This window comes from Sulfitobacter sp. HI0129 (assembly GCF_001635395.1).
Taxonomy (GTDB): Bacteria; Pseudomonadota; Alphaproteobacteria; order Rhodobacterales; family Rhodobacteraceae; genus Sulfitobacter.
Genome location: NZ_LWGH01000623.1, coordinates 1 through 1,322, shown reverse-complemented (window position 1 = coordinate 1,322; position 1,322 = coordinate 1). Strand labels below are relative to the sequence as shown.

At 61.1% G+C, this 1,322-nt stretch carries 2 protein-coding genes; one reads left to right on the top strand and one right to left on the bottom strand.

Going from position 1 to position 1,322, the window contains the following annotated elements:
* Nucleotides 1-582 (top strand): thiamine pyrophosphate-dependent enzyme (locus A3764_RS16325; RefSeq protein WP_236628221.1); only part of this gene is annotated, 582 nt, incomplete at its 5' end.
* Between the two features lie 71 nt (nucleotides 583-653).
* On the opposite strand, the gene A3764_RS16320 is transcribed toward A3764_RS16325, so the two are convergent.
* Nucleotides 654-1,322 (bottom strand): sensor histidine kinase (locus A3764_RS16320; protein WP_150122239.1); only part of this gene is annotated, 669 nt, incomplete at its 5' end.

Here is a 1,322-nt window from a genome sequence, read left to right as displayed (position 1 = left end):
GCCCATGTGGCGCAACCCGACCTGCCCGCCCGCCCCGAAGGCCCGATCACGCTGGACGCGCTGGCGGCTGTCATCGCCCGTGCCATTCCCGAAGACGGCATCGTCGTGGACGAATCCGTGACCAGCGGGCGCGGGTTCTCTCCCGCTACGAAGGGGGCGGCACGGCATACATGGCTGAATAACTGCGGTGGCTCCATCGGGTACGGAATGCCACTGGCCATCGGCTGCGCCATTGCCTGCCCGGAACGCAAGGTTCTGGGTCTGATCGGCGACGGCTCGGCGATGTATACCGTGCAGGCGCTTTGGACCATGGCGCGGGAGGCGCTGGACATCACGGTGCTGATCTTTGCCAACCAGAGCTACCGGATCCTGCACGGAGAGCTGACCAACGTGGGCGTCCAGAACCCCGGCCCGCGCGCCATCGACATGCTGACGCTGAACCGCCCCACGCTCGACTGGGTGCAGATGTCGCGGTCCATGGGTGTGGAGGCACAGCGCGTCACCACCTGCGAAGAACTGGAGGCCGCGATGGACGCAGGCCTTACCGGCTCTGGCCCTTCGCTGATCGAGGTGGCGCTTTAGACCTGAGGAAGGGCGGAACCCGAACGCAGGTGCGCAGGATAGCTCTGACAATGTCCACCCTTCCCGAACAGCTATGGTACCAGAACAGGCCGCTCCTCCCGAAAGCTCAGCGGCTTTTCTGTAATAAGGTCCAGCTCAATCCAGAACGTCGTTCCCACGCCTTCGACGGAACTGAACCCGATCTCACCCCCCAGCAAGTCAATCAGTTGTTTTGAAATGCTCAGACCCAGACCGCTGCTTTTGATGGAACCTGTTGTGCCCGGGTTGACCTGATGAAAAGGCAAAAAGATCGCGTGCTGTCGTTCCGCCGGTATTCCCATCCCGTGGTCCGTGACCTCGATACGCGCCTTTTCGTCTATCTTCCTCAAACTCACCGTCGCCACATCCCCCGAGGTCGTGAACTTCGCCGCGTTCGAAATAAGATTGGCCAGAACTTGTGTAACGCGCGCGCTGTCAGTCAGAGCTTCGAGCTTTCCCGCCGGAACGTCGACGTCGAAAGTGACCCCGAGTTTCTCGGTATAGGCCCGGCAGTTTTCGACTGCCGAAACGACCACTTTCGTGAGGTCCACGGGTTTACGCGTCACCGATACCTTGCCCTCGCTCAGGGCTTGGGCATCCAGAATATCGTTGACGAGAACCAGCAGCCTGTCGCCATTCCGGGTCGCCGTATCGAGCAGTTTGAGCGCGGTTTTGTCCTCGATCGTGCCAAGCCGATGCTTCAGCAATGCCAAACCACCGAG